Origin of the sequence: Oribacterium sp. NK2B42 (assembly GCF_000424445.1) — a bacterium.
Lineage (GTDB): Bacteria > Bacillota > Clostridia > Lachnospirales > Lachnospiraceae > Oribacterium.
This window is the reverse complement of sequence record NZ_AUJX01000015.1, coordinates 21,762-39,849: the sequence shown is the minus strand read 5'-3', so window position 1 is coordinate 39,849 and position 18,088 is coordinate 21,762. Positions and strand designations below refer to the sequence as shown.

Annotated in this window: 20 protein-coding genes and 1 tRNA gene; 20 read left to right on the top strand and 1 reads right to left on the bottom strand. The window is 42.0% G+C overall.

Annotated features, from left to right (window positions below):
* The first annotated feature begins 56 nt into the window (after positions 1-56).
* The 13 genes from G625_RS0106705 to G625_RS0106645 all read left to right on the top strand — a co-directional run bounded on the left by G625_RS0106705 (position 57) and on the right by G625_RS0106645 (position 10,603).
* Positions 57-1,322, top strand: coding sequence for an NAD(P)/FAD-dependent oxidoreductase (locus tag G625_RS0106705; protein WP_029200505.1), 1,266 nt, complete (start codon positions 57-59; stop codon positions 1,320-1,322).
* Positions 1,323-1,402: 80 nt separating this feature from the next.
* Positions 1,403-2,068, top strand: coding sequence for a (d)CMP kinase (gene cmk, locus G625_RS0106700; protein ID WP_029200504.1), 666 nt, complete (start codon positions 1,403-1,405; stop codon positions 2,066-2,068).
* Positions 2,065-2,937: a 4-hydroxy-3-methylbut-2-enyl diphosphate reductase gene (ispH, locus tag G625_RS0106695; protein WP_029200503.1), complete on the top strand. Its 873-nt coding sequence runs from the start codon at positions 2,065-2,067 to the stop codon at positions 2,935-2,937. Before cmk ends, ispH begins: the two co-directional genes overlap by 4 nt.
* Positions 2,918-4,057 carry a 30S ribosomal protein S1 gene (rpsA, locus tag G625_RS0106690; protein ID WP_029200502.1) on the top strand — a complete coding sequence of 380 codons (1,140 nt, stop codon included), beginning with the start codon at positions 2,918-2,920 and terminating at the stop codon, positions 4,055-4,057. The genes ispH and rpsA overlap by 20 nt, the downstream gene beginning before the upstream one ends.
* Positions 4,058-4,133: 76 nt before the next feature.
* Positions 4,134-4,613: a CYTH domain-containing protein gene (locus G625_RS0106685; protein WP_029200501.1), complete on the top strand. Its 480-nt coding sequence runs from the start codon at positions 4,134-4,136 to the stop codon at positions 4,611-4,613.
* 119 nt (positions 4,614-4,732) lie between these two features.
* The gene (gene tig / locus G625_RS0106680; RefSeq protein WP_029200500.1) at positions 4,733-6,064 is read left to right on the top strand and encodes a trigger factor; all 1,332 of its coding nucleotides are present in this window, start codon (positions 4,733-4,735) and stop codon (positions 6,062-6,064) included.
* A 181-nt stretch (positions 6,065-6,245) separates the two neighbouring features.
* Positions 6,246-6,872 (top strand): ATP-dependent Clp endopeptidase proteolytic subunit ClpP, encoded by a 627-nt coding sequence (gene clpP, locus G625_RS0106675; protein ID WP_084152795.1) that lies wholly within the window; start codon positions 6,246-6,248, stop codon positions 6,870-6,872.
* A 66-nt stretch (positions 6,873-6,938) separates the two neighbouring features.
* Positions 6,939-8,237, top strand: a complete 1,299-nt coding sequence (gene clpX / locus G625_RS0106670; RefSeq protein WP_029200498.1) for an ATP-dependent Clp protease ATP-binding subunit ClpX — start codon at positions 6,939-6,941, stop codon at positions 8,235-8,237.
* Positions 8,238-8,268: 31 nt separating this feature from the next.
* Positions 8,269-8,874 (top strand): ribosome biogenesis GTP-binding protein YihA/YsxC, encoded by a 606-nt coding sequence (gene yihA, locus G625_RS0106665; RefSeq protein WP_029200497.1) that lies wholly within the window; start codon positions 8,269-8,271, stop codon positions 8,872-8,874.
* A gap of 265 nt (positions 8,875-9,139) precedes the next feature.
* Positions 9,140-9,661, top strand: coding sequence for a translation initiation factor IF-3 (gene infC / locus G625_RS0106660; RefSeq protein ID WP_029200496.1), 522 nt, complete (start codon positions 9,140-9,142; stop codon positions 9,659-9,661).
* Between the two features lie 17 nt (positions 9,662-9,678).
* Positions 9,679-9,882, top strand: coding sequence for a 50S ribosomal protein L35 (gene rpmI, locus G625_RS0106655; protein WP_029200495.1), 204 nt, complete (start codon positions 9,679-9,681; stop codon positions 9,880-9,882).
* 30 nt (positions 9,883-9,912) lie between these two features.
* Entirely contained in the window at positions 9,913-10,269 is a 357-nt protein-coding gene (rplT, locus tag G625_RS0106650; RefSeq protein ID WP_029200494.1) for a 50S ribosomal protein L20, read from the top strand.
* Between the two features lie 251 nt (positions 10,270-10,520).
* A tRNA-Leu gene (locus G625_RS0106645) sits at positions 10,521-10,603 on the top strand.
* Between the two features lie 118 nt (positions 10,604-10,721).
* On the opposite strand, the gene G625_RS0106635 is transcribed toward G625_RS0106645, so the two are convergent.
* Entirely contained in the window at positions 10,722-11,222 is a 501-nt protein-coding gene (locus tag G625_RS0106635; RefSeq protein WP_029200493.1) for a COG2426 family protein, read from the bottom strand.
* 278 nt (positions 11,223-11,500) lie between these two features.
* On the opposite strand from G625_RS0106635, the gene G625_RS22725 reads away from it, so the two are divergent.
* The 7 genes from G625_RS22725 to G625_RS0106600 are packed head-to-tail and all read left to right on the top strand — an operon-like array spanning position 11,501 to position 18,003.
* Positions 11,501-11,659 carry a hypothetical protein gene (locus G625_RS22725; protein ID WP_198014873.1) on the top strand — a complete coding sequence of 53 codons (159 nt, stop codon included), beginning with the start codon at positions 11,501-11,503 and terminating at the stop codon, positions 11,657-11,659.
* Complete coding sequence (locus tag G625_RS0106625) at positions 11,656-12,957, top strand: tetratricopeptide repeat protein (RefSeq protein ID WP_029200492.1); 1,302 nt, start codon at positions 11,656-11,658, stop codon at positions 12,955-12,957. Before G625_RS22725 ends, G625_RS0106625 begins: the two co-directional genes overlap by 4 nt.
* Before the next feature lie 17 nt (positions 12,958-12,974).
* On the top strand, positions 12,975-13,664 hold the full coding sequence (locus G625_RS0106620) for a hypothetical protein (RefSeq protein WP_029200491.1): 690 nt from the start codon (positions 12,975-12,977) through the stop codon (positions 13,662-13,664).
* A 16-nt stretch (positions 13,665-13,680) separates the two neighbouring features.
* Positions 13,681-14,586 (top strand): hypothetical protein, encoded by a 906-nt coding sequence (locus G625_RS0106615; RefSeq protein WP_029200490.1) that lies wholly within the window; start codon positions 13,681-13,683, stop codon positions 14,584-14,586.
* A complete protein-coding gene (cdaA, locus tag G625_RS0106610) occupies positions 14,586-15,446 on the top strand; it encodes a diadenylate cyclase CdaA (protein ID WP_029200489.1) in 861 nt (286 codons plus the stop codon). The genes G625_RS0106615 and cdaA overlap by 1 nt, the downstream gene beginning before the upstream one ends.
* The gene (locus tag G625_RS18730; protein WP_049895773.1) at positions 15,443-16,687 is read left to right on the top strand and encodes a CdaR family protein; all 1,245 of its coding nucleotides are present in this window, start codon (positions 15,443-15,445) and stop codon (positions 16,685-16,687) included. Before cdaA ends, G625_RS18730 begins: the two co-directional genes overlap by 4 nt.
* Before the next feature lie 2 nt (positions 16,688-16,689).
* Positions 16,690-18,003: an O-antigen polymerase gene (locus G625_RS0106600; RefSeq protein ID WP_029200488.1), complete on the top strand. Its 1,314-nt coding sequence runs from the start codon at positions 16,690-16,692 to the stop codon at positions 18,001-18,003.
* Positions 18,004-18,088 lie beyond the last annotated feature (85 nt).

Below are 18,088 nucleotides of genomic sequence, written 5' to 3'. Positions count from 1 at the left end.
TTACCCGGGACTTAAAAGACCCGGGTTATTTTTATCATGTAATATCAGGAGATAAAGTGAAAATATACGTCATAGGCGGTGGTGCAGCCGGTATGATGGCTGCCATAGCTGCCAAGGAAACAAATCCCGATGCAGAAGTTCATCTGGTGGAAAAAAACGACAAGCTGGGAAAGAAGATTTTTATAACAGGAAAAGGCCGGGGTAATGCAACCAACGCCTGTGACATGGAAGAATTCTTCAAAAACTATGTCACAAATCCGAGATTTTTATATTCTGCCCTTTACTCATTCACAAATTATGATGTTATAGATCTTTTGGAGAAAAACGGATGCCGCACAAAAACAGAACGCGGCGACCGCGTCTTCCCTGTGTCAGACCATGCTTACAGCATCACGGATGCATTGAAGCATTATATCAAAAAGCTTGGTGTTGAGATCCATTACAAAACAGAAGTCCGGGCTGTCACCTTTAAAAAAGATCAGGTTTCCGGGATAGAGACTTCCTACGGAAAGTTTCCTGCAGACAAGGTGATAGTAGCCACCGGCGGACTTGCTTATCCTTCAACAGGCTCTACCGGAGACGGCTACAGATTTGCAAAGGACGCAGGCATAGCAGTTACCGAAACCTATCCGTCTCTCGTCTGCCTCACGGTTCATGAGCCGGATATATTCCGTTTGAAAGGTCTGACTCTGAAAAATATAGCCGTACGCATCACCGAAGATAACGGGAAAACCTACTACAAAGATTTTGGTGATCTGGATTTTATGGAAGATAGTTTGAGAGGACCCGTGATCATTTCCGCATCCGCAGTTCTCACAAAGTATCTCAATGCCTATGATCCTTCAAAAAGAAAGCTCCTGACAGTCCATATAGACCTGAAGCCTGCATTGAATGACTCACAGCTTGACGAAAGGCTTCTCAGAGATTTTCAGGAATTCAAAAACAAGGAACTCAGGAACACTTTTTCCAACCTGTTCCCATCACAGCTCATACCTGTTTTCAACGCCCGTCTGGAACAAAAGGGAACAGACATAAATAGAAAGGTTAGTGAAGTCAGCCGTGAAACGAGAAAAGTCATCATTGACCTCATAAGAAACTTTGATTATACCGTAAGCGGCACCGGAAGCTTCAAGGAAGCCATCGTCACCCAGGGAGGAGTTTCGGTGAAGGAAATCTCTCCGAACACCATGGAGTCCAAAAAGGTCAAAGGTCTGTATTTCGCAGGAGAGGTTCTGGATGTGGATGGTTATACGGGAGGCTTCAATATGCAGATGGCCTTTTCAACAGGACACCTTGCAGGGCAGCAGGCAGCATTAACATAAGAATATAAGCCGATTAGATCCGCATCTGTATATCAGAGATAACCGGCGAAAAACATGCATTTATAGATAAGGAGGAATTTATGCCATACAGTATAGCAATCGACGGTCCTGCCGGAGCAGGAAAATCAACAATAGCAAAAGCAGTAGCCAGAGAACTCGGTTATGTTTATATCGACACGGGTGCCATGTACAGAGCAGTAGGACTTTACTGCCTTAACAACGGAACAGACATAAATGATGAATCCCTGGTTGTTGCCGGAATAAAGGATATAGACATTAGCATAAGCTATGACGAAGAAGGCGCACAGCAGGTTTTCCTCAATGGGGAAAATGTAAGCTCTAAAATAAGAACACAGGAGGTAGGAGCAGCCGCTTCAACGGTATCACAGTATCAGCCTGTAAGAGACCTTTTGGTAGCTCTCCAGCAAAAGCTGGCTTCGAAAACCTCTGTAGTCATGGACGGTCGTGATATCGGTTCAAAGGTTCTGCCAAACGCAGATACGAAGATTTATCTTACAGCTTCAGTAGAAGAAAGGGCGAGACGCCGCGCAAAAGAACTGATGGAGAAGGGTGAGACCTGCGACATCAAAGAGGTTGAGAAAGAGATCGCGGAACGTGACTACAGGGATATGCACAGAGAGAACTCCCCCCTTATCAAAGTAGAGGATGCCGTACTCATTGACAGCTCCGATCTTACAATAGACGAAACAATAGACAGTATTCTGGATATAGTGATAAAGAGATGAATGTAACATTAGCAAAAACAGCCGGTTTCTGCTTCGGTGTTCAGAAGGCAGTAGATACCGTATATGAGATAATCGAAAGAGAAAAGCAAAAACCGGAAGAACAGCGCAAGCAGATATATACTTATGGTCCCATAGTACATAACGAAACCGTCATAGACAAGGTTGCTTCCTTTGGAGTAAAGATTCTTGATACCGAAGATGATCTAAAAGCCCTTACAGACGGAATAGTCATTATCAGAGCACATGGAGTGCCCAAATCCGTTTACGGCATTCTCGAGGAAAGAAACATCGAAACAATCGATGCCTCATGCCCGTTTGTCAGGAAAATCCAGAGACTGGCGCAAAAATATACTGCCGATAAAGAAAAAGTTTTTGTCATAGGAAATCCGGATCATCCGGAGATAATCGGGATCATCGGATGGGGCGAAGGTGATATTTCCACCATTTCCGACATGGAATCCGCAGAAAAGCTTCCGGAAGGAAATGGTCAAAGAGTTACAGTAGTGGCACAGACAACATTCAACACTGATAAATTTCAACAAATTATTGATATTTTGAAAAAAAAGTTTTATGATGTTAATGCTATTAATACGATTTGTAACGCGACTTTCGAGAGACAGTCTGAAGCAAAGGAACTTGCCAAAAGCTCCGATGCCATGATAGTCATTGGAGGAAGCAGTTCATCTAACACAAAAAAGTTATTCGAGATTTGCAAAAACCAGTGTCCGGAAACCCAGTTGATACAGACGGTTCACGATCTTGACTTTAATTACGATGACGCGATTCAAAACGTAGGTATTACAGCTGGGGCAAGCACCCCGAAAGAAATTATTGAGGAGGTTCAAAATTATGTCAGAAATGAGTTTTGAACAGATGCTTGACGCATCATTAAAATCTATTCATGCAGGGGAGATTGTTACTGGCAAAGTTATCAGTGTTAAGCCTGATGAGATTGCACTCAACATTGGGTACAAGTCAGACGGAATCATGACAAGAAGTGATTACAGCGCAGACAATACATTAGACCTTACCACAGTAGTCAATGTTGGTGACGAGATTGAATGCAAGGTAAAGAAGGTAAATGACGGTGAAGGTCAGGTAGCTCTTTCTCACAGAGAGGCTATTGCTTCAAAAGCTTCTGAAGAGCTTAAGGAAGCTTACGAGAATCAGACAGTCCTTACAGGAAAGGTAGTTCAGGTTGTTAAGGGCGGTCTCAATGTTGAAGTTAACGGTGCGAGAGTATTTATTCCCGCATCTCTTGTATCAGATACATTCGAGAGAGATCTCAACAAGTATCAGGGTGAGGATATTCAGTTCGTTATCACTGAGTTCAACCCTATGAAACGCAGAATCATCGGTGACAGAAAGCAGCTTATGACTGCAACAAAGAGAGAGCAGCATGACAAGCTCTTCTCAGAGTTAAAGGTTGGCGATGTTCGTACAGGTGTAGTTAAGAATCTTACTGATTTCGGTGCATTCATTGATCTCGGCGGAGCTGACGGTCTTCTTCATATTTCAGAGATGTCATGGGGAAGAATCGAGAACCCTAAGAAGATCTTTAAGCCGGGTCAGGAAGTTACAGCTCTCGTTAAGGAGATCAACGGTGAGAGAATTGCTCTTACACGTAAGTTTCCTGATGAGAATCCTTGGAAGGATGCAGAGGTTAAGTTCGCTGTTGGTACAATAGTAAGCGGCAAGGTTGCCCGTATGACTGACTTCGGTGCATTCATCGAGCTTGAGAAGGGCATTGATGCACTTCTTCATGTATCTCAGATCTCAAAGGATCACGTAAACAAGCCTGCAGACGTTCTTACAGTCGGACAGGATATTGAGGCTAAGATTGTAGACCTTGATGTAGACAATCGTAAGATTTCTCTTAGCATGAAGGCACTTCTTCCGGATGCTGAGAATTCTGACGTTGCCGATGTAGATATCGATGCAGTCGGAAAAGCAGAAGCAGAGAGAATTGAAGAGACAGACGCTGAGTAATTTATATTGATCAGAGTTTTCAGAGCCGGACTTTATGCCCGGCTCTTTTTTTATCGCAGGAGAAGCAAGCATGGGAATGGAAATAGAGCGCAAATTTTTGATCAGGAAGATGCCTGAGAACCTTGAACAATATCCGGTACGTCTTCTGGAGCAGGCTTACCTTAACTTTAGTCCGACCATAAGGATACGCCATGACGAAAGTAAGGAAACCGACAAATACGAACTGACCTACAAAGGCATCGGAGACTTTTTTCACGAAGAATATAACCTGCCGTTGGACAAAGCATCTTATGAAAATCTCCTGAAAAAGCATGAGGGATCCATCATCAGAAAAAAAAGATACATGATACCTGTAGGGAAACACACTGCTGAGCTTGATATATTCGAAGGAGACCTTTCCGGTTTCAGTCTTATAGAAGTTGAATTTGAAACAATAGAAGAGGAAAACTCCTTTACAGCCCCGGAATGGTTCGGCCCGGATGTCACCGCCGGCGGTGAATATACAAATTCCAGACTTGCAAGAGGCATTCTGCCTTCGCAAAAATCCTTGATATAAGCAAAAGTACGTGTTATACTCTTGACTCGGACGTGCTTACGCACGGGAGAAGTATGCGCATTTCCCCTGTGGGTTGCATATAAAATATTTAGAAACGATAAGTTTTGGAGGTACTCTTAATGAGCGTTAAAGTTGAAAATCTTGAAAACAATATGGCCAAGCTGACCGTAGAGGTAGACAATGCCGAGTTTTTAAAGGCCATTGATGTTGCATATAACAAGAGCAAGGGACGTTTCGACATCCCCGGTTTCAGAAAAGGCCGTGTTCCTAAGGATATGATCGTGAAGACCTACGGTCCACAGGTATTTTTTGAGGAAGCACTTAACGAGATTCTCGACAAAACATACCCTGATGCCGCTAAGGAGTCAGGTCTCGAGATCGTATCAAGACCTGAAATCGGTGTTGATCAGATCGGCATGGACAAGAACCTTATCTATACAGCAACAGTAGCTGTTAAGCCTGAAGTAACTCTTGGTGAGTACAAGGGTGTAACTGTTGAGAAGGCTGATACAACCGTATCTGCCAAGGAAGTTAACGAAAAGCTCAAGCAGGAGCTTGAAAAGAATGCACGTGTTATCGATGTAGAGCGTGCTATCAAGAAGGATGATATCGCAACCATCGATTTCGTAGGAACTGTTGACGGCAAGGAGTTCGAAGGCGGCAAGGGAGAGGATTATCCTCTTACAATCGGATCAGGAACATTCATTCCGGGATTTGAGGATCAGCTTATCGGTCACTCAGCAGGCGAAACCGTTGATGTTAATGTTACATTCCCTGAAGAGTATGGTGCAAAGGATCTTGCCGGAAAGGCAGCTCTTTTCAAGACAACCATCAAGGCTGTAAAGGAGAAGCAGGTACCTGAAGCAGATGATGAGTTCGCTTCAGAAGTTTCCGAGTTCGATACTCTTGATGAGTACAAGAAGGATCTCAAGAAGAGCCTTAAGGATTTAAAGGAAAAGTCAGCAACAACCGCTAATGAGAACAGTGTTATCGCCAAGGTTGTAGAGAATGCTTCTGTAGATATTCCTAAGGCAATGATCGAGTCCCAGCTTGATAACATGGTATACGATTATCAGATGAGACTTCAGCAGCAGGGCATCCCTATGGATCAGTATCTCAAGATCACAGGCCAGACTGTTCAGCAGCTCAGAGAGCAGATGGTTCCGAGCGCAGAGAGAAACATCAAGACATCTCTTGTTATCGAAGCAGTTATGAAGGCTGAAAACATTACTGTATCTGATGAGCGCATTGATGAAGAATTTAAGAAGCTTGCTGAGTCTTACAAGATGAAGTATGAGGATCTCATGAAGAATGTTACCGACTCCCAGAAGGAGAGCATGAGAAAGGATCTTGCATTCCAGGAGACAGTTGACTTCCTCGTTTCTGAGGCAAATCTTGTAAAGGCTGAGAAGAAGTCAAAGAAGTCTGACAATGATGAGTCAGCAGAATAATTATATCGACTGAATAAATAATCATCAGACTGTCATATATTTATAACCATCAGAAAGGCGATGCATTTTTGACTGCATCGCCTTTTTATTCTTAATACACCCCGGATCCAATAGTGAAGTGACACTTCATTGTTTTCGATTTTAGACAATAGTAGAATAATCTTAAAATGGAGGGTTAAATATGAATTTCACTGATATTACAACAATTCCTTATGTCATTCAGTCAACCTCAAGAGGCGAACGTTCCTATGACATTTTTTCACGACTTCTTAATGAACGTATTGTATTTTTAGGAGATGAAGTAAATCATGACACTGCATCTTTGGTAGTTGCACAGCTTTTATTCCTTGAGTCAGAGGATCCTGACAAGGATATCAGCCTTTATATCAACAGCCCGGGCGGTGTTATTACAGATGGCATGGCTATTTATGACACCATGCAGTATATCAAGTGTGATGTTTCCACAATCTGCGTTGGTATGGCAGCTTCCATGGGAGCATTTCTCCTTGCGGGAGGAACAAAAGGAAAACGAATGATCCTTCCCAATGCAGAGGTTATGATCCATCAGCCATCCGGAGGAGCTCAGGGACAGGCTACCGAAATCCAGATCACAGCAGAATGGATACTTCGTACAAAGAAGCATATGGCCGAGATTTTGGCAGCAAACTGCGGACAGCCCTTTGAAAAGGTCATGGCTGATACAGAACGAGATCACTGGATGACAGCAGAGCAAGCTCTCGAGTACGGCATAGTTGATCATATTTTCAAATCACGTGACCAGGGGCTTGCAAGCAAAGATAAAAAATAACAGTTTTTATACCGGTTCTCCGGGAAAGAGGCCCGAGAACCGGCAATTTGATAATGAGGTATAAATATGGCAATGAAACCCGAAGACAAGATCCGCTGTTCATTTTGCGGAAAGTCTGCCAAGCAGGTGCATAAGCTTATTGCAGGTCTTAATAACACCTACATCTGCGATGAGTGTGTTGATTTATGCCAGGAAATCCTGGATGAAGAAACCGGCTCCGATGATTCTTCCGCAGATACATCTGACATCAGGCTTTTAAAGCCCAAGGAGATCAAGGACTTCCTGGACGAATTTGTTATAGGCCAGGATGATGCAAAAAAGGTTCTTTCCGTTGCGGTTTATAATCACTATAAAAGAATCACTTCGAAGATAAAGGATATAGACGTACAAAAGTCAAATATTCTCATGATCGGTCCTACCGGTACCGGAAAAACCTATCTTGCACAGACCCTTGCCAAGATCCTTGGTGTGCCTTTTGCCATTGCCGATGCAACAGCATTGACAGAAGCCGGCTATGTAGGAGAGGACGTAGAGAATATCCTGCTTAAGCTTATACAGGCAGCAGATTATGATATAAAGCGTGCAGAAATAGGTATCATATATATCGATGAGATCGATAAGATCACCAAGAAATCCGAGAATGTTTCCATCACCCGTGATGTTTCCGGCGAAGGTGTACAGCAGGCTCTTCTTAAGATCCTTGAAGGCACTGTTGCTTCTGTACCCCCTCAGGGAGGAAGAAAGCACCCTCAGCAGGAGCTTATACAGATAGATACCACCAATATTCTTTTCATCTGCGGAGGAGCCTTTGACGGACTTGAGCATATTATAGAGAAGCGTATTGCATCAGGTTCCATAGGTTTCGGTGCCGAGATAGTTGAAAAGAACAAAGAAAACTACGATGACGTTCTCAAGGAAGTTCAGCCTGAGGATCTTGTAAAGTTCGGTCTCATTCCGGAGTTCATAGGAAGAGTACCTGTAGATGTCACCTTACAGTCTCATGATGTTGATACACTTAAACAGATACTTACAACTCCTAAGAACGCCCTTATAAAACAGTATAAGAAATTGTTTGAGATAGATGGCGTAAACCTTGAGTTCACAGAAGATGCCGTTTCAGCCATCGCACAGAAGGCTGTAGCAAGAAAAACCGGCGCCAGAGGTCTTCGTTCCATCATGGAAGATATGATGACAGACATCATGTATGAAATACCTTCCGAGCCGGATATTTCAACAGTAGAGATAACTGAGGATGTTGTCAGCAACAACGGTGATCCTGTAATAACCCATAAGGATGAGGATCAATCAAAGAAATCACGTAAAGACTCTTCATTCTTCAATAAAGGTGAGAATCAATCAGCATAACTCTGGCTGTCGAACCATAAAGGAGAAATCATTGAAAATCTTATCAGTCAATCTCGATCAGGTATTAGGTGTCAAATCAGAGCTTCCCTCAACAGGGAAGCCTGAATTTGTTATGGCAGGAAGGTCAAATGTAGGAAAATCCTCCTTCATTAATGCTTTCATCAACCGGAAAAACTATGCCAGAACAAGTTCGACCCCCGGTAAGACACGAACCATAAATTTTTACAACATTAACGATCAATTTTACCTTGTTGACCTTCCGGGCTATGGTTATGCCGCAACCGGAGCCGTAGAGCAGGAAAAATGGGGACGTATGATAAACAAGTATCTGGAGACCTCGGAAGATATCGAAGAAGTCATCCAGTTTGTCGACATACGTCACGATCCTTCAAAACAGGATATGCAGATGTTTGATTTTGTGAAGCAGTCCACAGGATTTGAACCCATTGTCATACTTACCAAAGTTGATAAAATCAAAAGATCTCAGGTCAAAAAGCAGATCGCAGATATAAGAAAATGTCTTAATGCAACCGAGAATTGTGTCATGATTCCTTTCTCGGCCGAAACCAAGCAGGGTCTGCAGGAGATCTACAAGATAATCGATGACATAATCGATTCACCGGACAAACCGGAATAAAAGGCCGGTCAGTTTTTTGAAACATTTCAGTTTTTTTATCCCTGTCAAGCATTTTTTTAAAAATCCCTTGACAGCTATTATAAGAAATGTTAGACTTCATTAGTCTATTAAGACACAGGAAAGTAGGTATCCACCTCACCTCGGCAGTACGATACTGACCCGGGTTCATATTTGATTATTACTTCGTGTATTTTCATTATGGTGGATTTGGCTTACAATCCACCATATTTTTTGTTTTAACAGCTTGTATCACGGAGAGGAGTTTATGGCTATTAAGAAAAACGCAGACATCGAAATTAACGAACAGATTAGAGACAAGGAAGTAAGAGTCATTGGTGCAAACGGAGACCAGTTAGGTGTCATGTCCTCCAAGGAAGCTTACATGATGGCAAAAGACGCTGATCTTGATCTTATCAAGATAGCAGCCAATGCAACGCCGCCTGTTGTCAAGATTGCCGATTTCGGTAAATATCGCTATGAGATGATGCGTAAGGAAAAAGAGGCCAAGAAGAACCAGCATGTAACTGAGATCAAAGAGATTCGTATGACACCAAACATTGATACCAATGATCTCAACACAAAGCTGTCGGCTGCCAGAAAATTCCTTGAAAAGGGCAACAAGGTTAAGGTTGCTCTCAGATTCAGAGGACGTGAGATGTCCCGTATGAATCAGTCCAAGTACATCCTTGATGAGTTTGCAGAGAAATTAAAGGACATTGCGATCCTTGATAAACCTGCAAAAATCGAAGGCAGAAATATGGCGATTGTTATAAGTCCTAAAAAGTAAATTCACAGGAGGCTAATATGGCACAGTTAAAGCTTAAGACAAAGAAAGCAGCTGCTAAGCGCTTTAAGGTTACCGGAACCGGCAAGCTCGTAAGAAACAAGGCTTATAAGAGACACATCCTTACAAAGAAGACAACCAAGCGTAAGAGAGGTCTTCGCAAGGATATCGTTGTTGATGCAACAAACGTAAAGACAATGAAGAAGATTCTTCCATATCTTTAATTTTTGTAGTCTTTAGAGGAGGAAATTAAAATGAGAATTAAGGGCGGATTAAACGCTAAGAAGAAGCATAATAGAGTACTCAAGCTTGCTAAGGGCTACAGAGGATCTCGTTCAAAACACTACAGAGTAGCTAAGCAGAGCGTAATGAGAGCTCTCACAGAGTCTTACAGAGGACGTAAGGAGAGAAAGAGACAGTTCAGACAGCTTTGGATCGCACGTATCAATGCTGCAGCAAGACTTAACGGTCTTTCATACAGCAAGTTCATGTTCGGTCTTAAGTCAGCTGGTGTTGACATGAACCGTAAGATGCTTTCAGAGGTAGCTATCGCTGATCCTGAGGGATTTGCAAAGCTTGCCGAGACAGCTAAGGCTCAGATCAACAAGTAATCTGAATCAGAGATTGATCATTTTACCCGGTGTTTCAGCACCGGGTATTTTTTTATTTAAACGGTTCAGGGGCGAGAACCCCATATGGTTTTTCTCTTGTCATTCCCGCAGCTTCACTTCATACCTGAATTTCACGCAGTCTTAAGCTCTGAACCCCGCTTATTTTGAGGCTCTGCCTGTTTATTTTGATCTGAACCCAGTTTATTTTGATATTGACGGGGCAATCCTAATATGCTAATATCTAATGGTTCGCGGAGGTGGCGGAATGGCAGACGCGCACGGTTCAGGTCCGTGTGAGGTAACACTCATGAGGGTTCAAGTCCCTTTCTCCGCAGTAGAAAAAAAGATGCAGAAGCTCGGGCTCCTGCATCTTTTTTTCTGCATTTTTCTATCTTATCCATCAAAAAAAGCACCCGAAGGTGCCTTTTGATATAATTTGTTCAGAATATTTTTTAACGTATGATATTTCCGAGAATACCATATGAAATAATCGACATGATAACCGAAGCCATAACCACTCCGGTAAGTATTGCAGGAATAGCTTTTCTTCTTTTCATATGAAGGAGCCCGGCCACAAGAGAACCTGTCCATGCTCCGGTTCCAGGTAACGGTATCCCTACAAATAAAACCAGTCCCCAAAAATCGTACTTCTCTATGGCTTCACGGTTTTTTTCAACCTTATTTCTCAGCATCATTGCAATTCTTTTTGTTGGTCCAAATTTCTCAAGTGCCATAACTATCTTTTCAATAAAGAACAGCACAAACGGAATGGGCAGAAGATTGCCAACCACACATATGATCAACGCCTTAATGTATGGAACATTAAGAATCGAAGCCGCCAAAAGACCTCCTCTAAGTTCAAGAACCGGCATCATGGAGATGATAAAAACTATCATTTCCTTAGATACAACCCCCTGCAGATTCTGTGTTATAGAATTTACTAAACCTTCCATCTATCCTCCTGTCGGAAACATTTACAGCTAAACCATCCGGGCTTAGGAATACGTTTCTAAAGCTTTCAATCAATTACATTTTCATTACGCAAGTGTCATAAAGCGCCGGTTTATCTTCCTTGAATGCCCTGGTAAGATGTGCTAAACTTGTTTGATAAGCTATTATTTATGCCGTATTTTTGACACTTTGCAAATTTTAATCTAAACACCTATAAGTGTCAAGAACAGCATGATCATACAACCGTAAGCTGAAATCAAGCTTAAACAGAGAGATATATATGATTAATTACGAAAGTGAAATACAAAGATTTAAACCAAGCCTTGATGTGGATCAGATAGAAGACGCCATCGTAAAAGTTGACCTCACTGATATGAACGATATCATGACCAAGCTGATTGAGGATGCAATCAAGACAAAGAAGGATTCCGAAAAATGAAATATGATTTAACCCTGGAACGCATCTCCAACTGCTACTATAATCTCGCGCTGGAACGCGCAAAATTACGCGATCTCAGCGGGGCGGCCGAACTGCTGAAAAAATCCCTTCAATTTGACAAATATCAGAAGGATGCCAGAAACCTTTTGGGGCTTATTTTTTTCGAATGCGGTGAAACAGCAGATGCTCTTGTTCAATGGATCATCAGCATGAACCTTCTTCCGGAAAACAACAGAGCAGATTATTACCTTGAAGAAATCCAGCGTAAACCTGCCATTATCCGTATTTGCTCAGACAATGTAAAACGCTACAACCAGGCTTTATCCTATGCCCAGAACAACAATGAGGATCTGGCCATAATGCAGCTTAACCAGGTTATCCAGGATAGTCCAAACTATATAAAAGCTCACATTCTTCTGGCTCTTCTTTATATGAAGCGTGAAGACTGGGTCAAAGCCGGCAGAAGCTTATACAAGGTTTTAAAAATTGACCGAAATAATCCAAAAGCACTTGTGCTTATGGATGAGGTAAAGCAAAAAACCGGTCGAAAGGAAGTCGAGCAAAACAGACTTAAAAACGCTTTTTCACATCGTAAAATGACTGATGATGATGTTCTTATACCTCAGGAGGTAAAGGAACTATCTCCATGGATGGTCATTGTAAACATACTTGTGGGTTTGGTGCTGGCTTTATTGGCCTTCAACTTGCTTGTATTACCGGCAAAAGAAAAAGCCATTAACGCAAGCAATAATCAGGAACTCATCTCTTATACCGAAAAGCTTGACAGTGCAAACAGAGAGTACAGTGATCTGAAAAGTCAGTATGATTCTCTTCAGAAGCAGTACGAATCAGCTGCGCTTCAGGTAGAGCAGTTCCAAAACGCCAACGAATCTTTTATGGGGCAGTATCAGGCTCTTAACCAGATTTCTGTAGCTTATGATAAGGGAGATTCTGTCCTGGCAGCACAGCTGTTCACAGGTCTTGATGCGTCTCAGATAGTTGATGAAAATCTTGCCGCCCAATATCAGAACATTAAACATATCATGGAAAGCTCAGTTTACCAGGAGCTTGCCGATAAGGCTACAGCTGAGTGGAACGCAGGTTCGCAGGAGACTGCTGCCGAACTTTACATGCTCAGTGTGACCATACGTGAAGAGCCGGAAAATCTCTTCCTGCTTGCAAGATTATATCAGTCCATGGGACATACCGAGGAAGCTAATGCCTTGTTCGATAAAATAGTCGGAAGTTTCCCGGATTCACCGTATGCCGAAAGATCAAGAACAGTTCGCGGCTACTAATATTGAGGATAAATCAGATGCTGAATGTTGAAAAGATCCGCCTTATGGTCCAGTTATCCATATATGAGAAAAAAGAGGGAAAAGGGATCATAGAAACAAGTAAATATTTTAAAGGTGATTATATTTCACGTGGGATCCTTACTGCATCCATTTATTACACCCTCTGTTTTATCGTTATAGGCATCATCCTTGCCATAGTGAATATAGAAGAAGTGCTGCTGCATCTTAACATTCCGTTTATCATGACTTCACTTCATACAATCCTGTATGTTTACCTTATCGGAATGGTGATCATAATTCTCGGATCTTATATACGTTGTTCCTTAAGCTATGATAATGCTCATCGCAAAAGTCTTTTCTATACAGCTAAGCTTGACAAGCTGCTCCGTATGCAGGAGAACGAATTTGATTACATAGATGTAACAAAAGACGAAGCCGAATATTATAGGGAAACCGGCGGAAGGATACGAATATACGATGACGTTCACAATACCTGGGAATCGGTCCGCCCGCAGTTTCATACATTCGTAAAAGACGGCGGAACATCCGTAGATCCGGAAGGAGGCTGGCTCGATGATCCCATCGTTGATACGCCCCGTAAGAGTTCCTCTTATAACAAAAAGGGAGAGTCCCAAGGCAGTTGGCTTGATGAAGATATGGATGACGACGGCATAGATGTACTGAACATTCGAAAAAGAGATAAATGAAAGGCTTTAGATACAAATGATAAGAGTGAGAGAGTCTTTACAAAAATTTTATACCGAAAATGATTATTGGGTCTTACCTGTGATCAAGGCCATTACTGCCTTTCTCTGCTTTTTCACAGTGAACAGCAATATAGGCTACAGCGACATGCTTTCAAACCCGCTTATTTGTATAGCAGCTTCTATTCTTTGTTCCTTTTTACCGTGGACTTGTATACCTGTTTTTTTCAGCATGCTTATCCTGGGTAATGCTTACGCTGGATCTCTGGAAATTTTCCTGGTTGCAGGCATAGTCTTATTACTGGCTGCTCTGATCCAATCCACCTTCAGGGCAGGAAATGCTATCCTTATAGCGCTTGTTCCACTGTTTTTCTACATTCACATCCCATATGTAATTCCGATAATCGCCGGGTTATCATTAGGTCTTATGTCAACCGTACCCGTATCCATCGGAGTTATGTTATACTATCTGATAGAGTACATTTCTGTTAATGCATCTCTGTCAAAAATCGCCATCGGCACCGACATAACGGCTATGGCAACAGCATACGCAGGATTGTTTGGCAATCTGTTTAAAGATAAAGAGATCATTATCACTATGGCTGCTTTTGCATTTTGCATTGTAATAGTGTTTATCATAAGTCAGATATCTTTTGAGTCCAATTGGATAGTTGCGGTTATCGCCGGCGTCATATCTATTATCATTATTTCCGTTTGCGGTTATATGCATTTTGAATTGGATTTTTCATTATTTGGAATTTTGGCGGGACTTATCGTTTCCTGCCTGATTTCTCTGCTGTATGTATTTGCATTTCATGCAGTTGATTACCAACGAACAGAACGTCTTCGCTTTGAAGATGATGATTATATTTACTATGTAAAAGCTATCCCTAAATTAAAATCATTAGATGAGGATGAGAATTGATGCCAGATATTTTTCCAAAACTGAGAAGCTGGTTTAGTCTGCTTCCACCATTTTATCTGCCCAATATAGTCGAGATTGTGATCCTTGCAGTCATAGTCTACGAGTTCCTGCTTTGGATCAAGAACACCCGTGCCTTTGCACTTTTAAAGGGCCTTGCTGTAATAGGTGCCTTCATCGTTATCGCATGGGCGATGCAGCTTTCAACCATAATGTGGTTGATTGAGAGGATCTCCACTGTATTTATCATTGCCGCTGTTGTAATCTTTCAGCCCGAGCTCAGAAAAGCACTTGAGCAGCTGGGAACCCGCAACTTTTTCACAAGCTTATTTCCCGGAAGCAACATTGAAGATTCCGGCATAAATACCATAAACGAAATCATCGTTGCTACTTTTGAAATGGCAAAAAAGAAAACCGGTGCACTTATTGTTATCCAGCAGAAACAGCCTTTAAATGAAATAGCCGCTACCGGTATACGCATCAACGGTCTTGTCACGGCTGCACTGCTTATCAATATTTTTGAAAAGAACACACCACTGCACGATGGCGCTGTAGTTGTTGTGGGCGACAGGATAATATCCGCAACCTGTTACCTGCCTTTGTCAGAAACAGAAATTTCAAAGGATTACGGCACCAGACACAGAGCTGCACTGGGCATATCCGAATCTTCGGATGCCATAACTGTTGTGGTCTCAGAAGAAACCGGTCGTGTTTCGGTAGCCGTTAACGGTGTTTTAAAACGCGCAAATGATGCAGAGGCTCTGAGAGCGATGCTGCCTGTACAAAAGGATGAATCCGGTAACGATACGGCTTCAAATCGTTTTCCTTTCTTCCGCAATTCAAGAAAGGAGCATAAGCTATGATCAGACGTTTTTTCACCGAAAACTTTTCTCTTAAAGCATTAAGCCTCTTTCTTGCATTTATTATATGGGTTTTGGTTGTAAATGTTTCCAAGCCTGAAATCAGCGACTCCAGAACCGTAACTTTAGAAGTATTAAACCAGAATGCTTTTGATTCTGATGCTAAAACCTGGGTTGCTGACAGGACAAGTGTAACTGTTTCTTATAATGTAAGAACAGATATGCGGTCATCCATCTCAAGCTCGGATTTCCGTGCCTATATAAGTCTGTCGGATTACAGCATAACCGGTTCCGTACCCGTTTACTACGAAGTTCTCAATGGCAAGGAATCAATAATAGACAACATTCAGATACGTCCTTCTGTTGTAAAGATAACCCTGGAAAACATACAGAAAAAGAAATTTGACATCAAATATGCCACTACCGGCGATCCCAAATCCGGATATCGCGTAGTAAATGTCGCTTCCAGTCCGGAATCGGTATATATAACCGGCAAGGAGTCCGAGATCGGTCGAATATCTGCAGTTGGTATAGAAATAGATGTGACGGGCATATCCTCGAACCAGGAAGGTATAGCCCAGCTTGTATATTATGATGCCAACGGTAACAAGCTGACCAATCTTCAGGGTGTGACCAGTAACGAAGATAATATAGATTACTCTGTTACAGTACATAAAGAAAAAAATATAAACCTTCTTTCATCCGTAACAGGAACTCCTGCTGCAGGATATCAGTATGAATCAACCACGGTATCTCCCGATAGTGTAGCTTTGTCTTCATTACCCGGAGTGATCGATTCCATGACTGTTTTCCAGTTGCCGGAGATAAACATTAACGAAGCACGGGATAGTGTGTCAGTAACCTATGACTTGTCACAGATCCTTCCCGCAGGTGTCGAGCTGGCGAAAGACCAGGATCCTCAGATCAATGTTCTTGTACGTATAGAGAAGCTTCCTGATATTAAAGATAATCACGGAAATCCGGCACCCGCCCCTTCTCCGGGCCAGGCAAATCCGGATAATCCGACACCTTCGCTTCCTGAATCCGAGACGCTTCCACACCAGACAGAAGCTTCTTCCGAACATAGCGAATCCGAATCTGTTGATTCGTCTGAGCCATCTTCCAATGTCACAGAAAGCGGAAGAGAAGTTCACGATGGGGAAACAAAACCGGAAGAAAACGATTCGTCCGGAGAAACCGAACAATCCCCTGTAGAAACTGTAGAAGAAACCTCACATAATTGATTATGGAAGACATTAAAATACTTATCATATATACAGCAGCCTATATACTGAGCTTCATTACAGGTAGAGCGGGTTTATCCGCTCTATCTGCAGCTTGTCTTATAGGTATCGCTGTATTTATTTATCTAAAAGAAAAACAGATTTCAAAAGAGCTTCTGAATCTTAGAGGCCTTATGGCTTTGGGGCTTCTGGGAGGCGAGGGCATTGCCCGTCTTCAATTAAGTAATCTGTCTACAGACTGGACACTTTCCACCTGGGGATCATTTTATATTTTTTACCTGATTTTTTATTTCACATCAAAATACGCGGAGCAGTTGCTTAATCAAAAGCATTTTATCAAAATCAGCTCATTAACTGATTCAAAGAAAAGTAAACTCTTCATATTTAAAGTTGTTATACTGTCTGTGACATTTTTATCCTGGGTCTGCTTCTTTTTCGAAGCCTGGAAACTACAATTTATTCCGCTGTTTACGGTTGACACTCCACACGCCTACAGTTATTTCCATCTGAAAGGGATTCATTATTTTACAACTCTGGCTATTTTGATTCCGGGCGTAACGATGCTTTATATCGACCAAAGGCACAAGCTGTCATTACTTCCGGATATAATATCAGGCATAGGTCTTTTCGCCCCATTGATCCTTTGTGTTCTTCTGGTCTCGAGATTTCAGTTTATGTTTGCGGCGATCCTTGCCATTTTTGTCACAACGGTTTCCGGAAAGAAATACAAGCTTTGGCAAATTCTTATACTTGGCATATTGCTTATACTCGTATATGTGATCATCACCATAGAAAGGGCACATTCCGTGGAGTATCTTAATGGGATATTCGAAATGAAGGATCCACAAACTCCGATCTTTATAACCCAGCCCTACATGTATATAGCCAACAACTATGACAATTTTAATGTAATGACTCAGGAGCTCAGCTTACATTCATGTGGTCTTAAAATGCTGTATCCGGTGATCACTCTGACCGGACTCAAATTCCTTTTTCCGTCCCTCGGCATGGCATTTCCCTTATTCACCAATAAAGAGGAGCTCACAACCGTAACTCTGCTTTATGATGCCTGGTACGATTTCGGGATCGCAGGTGTGATTATTTTTGCAATCATCCTGGGGCTGGTTACCGGCATTATCCTTTATGTGCATAACAAAGATGTTAATCCGTTTTCAAGACTCATATATGCTGAGCTTGCTTTTTATTTTTCTTTTTCTTTCTTTACAACCTGGTTCTCAAATCCGGCTACCTGGTTTTACCTTGGGTTCAGTGTTTTGTTTTATATGGCTTACCACATTTCAGACCGCTTTTATTGACAAAGCGAAATCACAGAAATATAATGCTAAGGAAACACGGAATCATACGATTTTTCCAAGAAAAATGTATTATTCGAATTCTAAA